1 protein-coding gene is annotated in these 4,973 nt (G+C 69.4%); it reads right to left on the bottom strand.

From position 1 onward, the window contains the following. On the bottom strand, positions 1–4,973 hold a 4,973-nt coding region (locus ABT004_RS35855; RefSeq protein ID WP_351345877.1), incomplete at both ends, for a non-ribosomal peptide synthetase.

The following is a 4,973-nucleotide window of genomic DNA, read 5'->3' as shown; positions in this document are numbered from 1 at the left end:
AGCTTGCCGTTGACCGTCAGAGGCAGCTCATCCAGCGTCACGAACGCGGCCGGCACCATGTACTCCGGCAACCGCGACGCCACCACGTCCCGCAGGCCGCTTGTGTCCAGGCCGGCATCGGTGTCCGATGCCACTACGTAGGCGACCAGGCGCTCGTCCCCAGGTGTGTCCTCACGTGCGATCACCGCCGCCTGCGCCACCTCGGCGTGCGCTTCGAGCACGGCCTCGATCTCGCCGGGCTCGATGCGGAAGCCGCGGATCTTGACCTGCTCGTCGACCCGGCCGCCGAAGACGAGTTGGCCGTCCGGGGTCCACTTGGCCACGTCACCGGTCCGGTACATCCGCTCCCCGGACCCCGTCCCGAACGGGCACGCCACGAACCGCTCACCCGTCAGACCGGGCCGGCCCACATAGCCGCGCGCCAGACCGGCACCCGCCACGTACAGCTCACCCGCAACACCCACCGGCACCGGCTGGAGCGTCTCGTCGAGGACGTACAGGCGCGTATTCGCGATCGGCGCGCCGATCGACGGCACCTCTCCCGGTGCCAGCGGCTGCGACATCGACGCACACACCGTGATCTCCGTCGGGCCGTATGCATTGATCAGTCGACGACCCGAAGCCCACCGCTCCACCAGACCCGCATCCAGGGCCTCACCCGCAGATACGAGCGTGGTCACCGAGCCCAGATCGGCGGCGTCGAGAGCGCCCAACACCACCGGAGGCAACGTCGCATGCGTGATCCCGTTACCGGCAATCAGATCGGCCAGCCCGCCACCCGGCAACAGCTCGTCGGCCGACGCCATCACCAAAGCCGCACCCGAGCACAGTGTCACCAGCACCTCGGACACCGCCGCATCGAAACCGATCGACGCGAACTGCAACACCCTCGAGCCACGTTCCACCGCAAACCGCTCACCCTGCGCCGCCACCAGATTCACCACACCGGCATGCGCGACACCCACGCCCTTGGGCACACCCGTCGACCCCGACGTATAGATCACATACGCCAGCCCAGTCGGCGACACTGTCAACTGCGGGGCGGTACTCAGCAGTTCGGCCAGCTGTGCCTGCACTTCCGGCTCATCGAGCCACACAACCGGCATGCCGGTCAGCACCGCCGCCAGGCTCTCGGCTGCCGTGTGGTCCGCCACCAGCAGCTGCACACCACCGTCGCCGAGCATGAACTCGACTCGTTCGCGCGGCAGTTGTCCATCGATCGGCAGATACGCCGCACCCGCCTTCCACACGCCCAGGATGGCGGCGACCAGCTCCGGCCCACGCGGCAGGCACAGCCCGACCACCGACTCCGGGCCCACGCCGCGGTCACGCAGGCAGTGCGCCAGCCGGTTGGCGCGTGCGTCCAGCTCGGCGTACGACCACTCGTCGCCGTCGGCCATCACTGCCACCGCATCCGGTGCGGCGTGCACCCGCTGGGCGAAGAGCTCGATGGCTGTGTCCGCCGGGCCTGCGGCCTCGGTGTCGTTCCACCGGTGGAGGAGGTCCTCGCGGTCCTGGGTGGCGAGGACGTCGATGCTGCGCAGCGTGGCATCGGGGGCGTCGACGAGGGAGGTGACGGTGTTCTCCACCGCGGTGCGCAGCAGCCGAGCCACCAACTGCGGGTCGACCGAGTCGGCCACCTCCACCGTCAGTGTCAGGGCGCCACCGCTGCGGTCGTTGACCGACACCGCCATCGGATAGTTCGTCCGCTCCCGCACGAACACATTACGGATCCCGGCCATCGGATCCGGGCGATCAGCCTCCGTCTGCCTCTCCGTATCCGTATCCGTATCCGTATCCGGCCTTGACTCCGAATCCGAATCCGAATCCGACTCCGGCTCCGGCTCCGGCTCCGGCTCCGACTGGCTGGATTCCCCCGCGATGTGCCGGTAGTTGAAGATGGAGGTGAACAGGGGTGTGCTGTCCGTCAGACCGCTGGCCTGCTGTGCCACCGCCAGCGGAGCATGCTCATGCTCCAGCAGCCCGGCCAGCTGGACCTGCATCTCCTCCACGGCCGCCTGCACACCCACGTCGCCTATGCGCAACCGCACCGGCAGGGTGTTGATGAACGGGCCGATCACCCGGTCCGAGCCCTCGCCGGCGTTCATCCGGCCGAACAGCACGGTGCCGAACACCACGTCGTCCCGGCCGGCCACCACCGCAAGGACCCGCGCCCAGGCCACGTGCAGCACCGTCGCCGCACTCACCCCGAGCCGCTGCGCCACGTCCCGCAGTCCCGCTACGACCTCCGCGTCCAGGGGAACCATCTCGGAGACCACGTCGGAGCCGTCACCGCGCACGTCCATGAGCCCGAACGGGGCGGTCGGCTCGCTCACGTCCGCCAAAAGCTCACTGAAGAACCGCTCGTGCTCGGACCGTGGCACGTCACGGCTCTGCGCCACGAAGTTCCGGAACGGCATCGCCGGCGCCAGCTCGTCCTCCCGGCCGGCCAGCACCGCCCGCAGTTCCTGCAGCAGCACGTCCATGCCCAAGTGGTCCTGCACCATGTGATGCATCCGCACCACACCGAGCCACCGGCCCTCCGGGACCTCGGCCATGTGCAGATCCATCAGCGAAGCCCGGTCCAGGTCCATCACGGAGCCCGCCATGGTCAGCAAGGTTTCGACCGCGGCCGTCGGATCCGCCGGATCGACCTCCAGCGCATGCTCGACGACGGGCAGCACGGCTTGTCGCCACACCACCTGGACCGGCTCGCGCAGCCCCTCCCACACCACGGCCGTGCGGTAGATGTCGTGCCGGTCCACCACGCGCTGCAGCGCGTGGGCGAAGTCGTCCAGGTGCTCCCGTGAAGCGAACTCCACTACGCGTACGGAGACATACGCGTCGACGCCGCCGTCCGCCAGCAGATGGTGGAAGAGCAGTCCCTCTTGCAGTGGCGCCAGCGGATAGATGTCCGCCACGTTCGACGCTCCGCCGTCGACCGCCGCGACCACCCGGTCGATCTCCTGCTGCGACAGCTCGACCAGCGGGAGCATCTCCGGCGTGATCCGCTCCGCATCCGCCGGTATCAGGTTCTCGGGCACCTCCACCGAGCCGATGCCCGTGGCTCCGGCCAGGCCGGCCGGAGTGGGGGCCTCGAACAGGGCCCGTACCGACACCGACACACCGCGCACGCGGAGCCGTTCGACAAGGGTCACCGCCAGCAGGGAGTGCCCGCCCAGCTGGAAGAAGTTGTCGTCGACCCTGACCGACTCCACGCCCAGCACCTCGGCGAACACCTCGCAAAGGATCTCCTCCTGCGCGGTGGCCGGGGCACGGCCCGCACCCGCGACGTACTCCGGTGCGGGCAGGGCCCTGCGGTCGAGCTTGCCGTTGACGGTCAGCGGCAGTTCCGCCAGTGTCACGAACGCGGCCGGGACCATGTACTCCGGCAGCCGGGATGCCACGAGGTCACGCAGACCATCCGTGTCGATGCTGCTCTCGCCGGGGTCGGTGTCCGGGTCCGATGCCACTACGTAGGCGACCAGGCGCTTGTCACCGGGGGTGTCCTCACGTGCGACCACCGCGGCCTGGGCCACCTCGGCGTGAGCTTCGAGTACGGCCTCGATCTCGCCGGGCTCGATGCGGAAGCCGCGGATCTTGACCTGCTCGTCGGCGCGGCCGCCGAAGACGAGTTGGCCGTCCGGGGTCCACTTGGCCAGGTCTCCGGTCCGGTACATCCGCTCACCGGAACCTGTCCCGAACGGGCAGGCCACGAACCGCTCACCCGTCAGGCCCGCACGGCCGACGTAGCCGCGTCCAACGCCGGCTCCTGCCACGTACAGCTCGCCCATAACCCCGACCGGCACCGGCTGGAGCGACTCATCGAGGACGTACAGGTGTGTGTTGGCAGTTGGCGTACCGATCGTCGGCGCGTCTCCCGGTGTCAGCGGCTGCGACATCGACGCACACACCGTGATCTCGGTCGGGCCATAGGCGTTGATCAGCCGACGACCCGAAGCCCACCGCTCCACCAGACCCGCGTCCAGGGCTTCACCGGCAGATACGAGCGTGGTGACCGAGGCCAGGTCGGTGTCGGCGTCGAGAGCGCCCAGCACCGCCGGCGGCAGCGTCGCATGCGAAATCCCGTTACCGGCGACCAGATCGGCCAGCCCGCCGCCCGGCAGCAGTTCGTCGGCCGATGCCATCACCAGGGCCGCACCCGAGCACAGTGTCACCAGCACCTCGGACACCGCGGCATCGAAACCGATCGACGCGAACTGCAACACCCTCGAGCCACGTTCCACCGCAAACCGCTCACCCTGCGCCGCCACCAGATTCACCACACCGGCATGCGCGACCGCCACACCCTTGGGCACACCCGTCGACCCCGACGTATAGATCACATACGCCAGGCCGGCCGCATCGATCGCCACCGCCGGCGTGGTGTCCGGCTGGGCCTCGAGCAGCGCAGCCGTCATCGGGTCGTCGACAGCGACCATCCGTACCCGCCCGGCCGGCAGGTCGTCGAGGGCCTCCTGCGTTCCCAATACGAGCTGCGCCCGGCTGTCGGCCAACATGAACGCCACGCGCTCCACCGGCAGCCGGCCGTCGATCGGCAGATATGCCGCGCCCGCCTTCAACACTCCGAGGATCGCGGTCACCAACTCGGCGCCGCGCGGCAGGCACACACCTACCACGGACTCCGGGCCCACGCCCATGCCGCGCAGATGGTGCGCCAGCCGATTCGCCGCTGCATCCAACTCGCCGTACGTCAGCTCGACGCCGTCCGCCATCACCGCCACCGCGTCGGGAGCGGCGGCCACCTGCTGTCCGAATGCCTCGACGACGTGCGTGCCCGTGATGGGGGCGGTGGTGTCATTCCACACGTGCAGGAGTTGTTCGCGTTCGTCGTCGCGCAGGACGTCCACGGCGCCCAGCCGGGTCTCGGGTGCCGTGGTCACGAGTTCAAGGACCCGGTTCCAGCGCTCGGCGAGCGCCTCCACCGAACCGGCATCGAACAGGTCCACCGC

The organism is Streptomyces sp. NPDC002790 (genome assembly GCF_040295505.1).
In the GTDB taxonomy this organism is placed as follows: Bacteria; Actinomycetota; Actinomycetes; order Streptomycetales; family Streptomycetaceae; genus Streptomyces.
The sequence above is the reverse complement of the archived record's forward strand: the minus strand, read 5'-3'. Positions and strand labels throughout refer to the sequence as shown.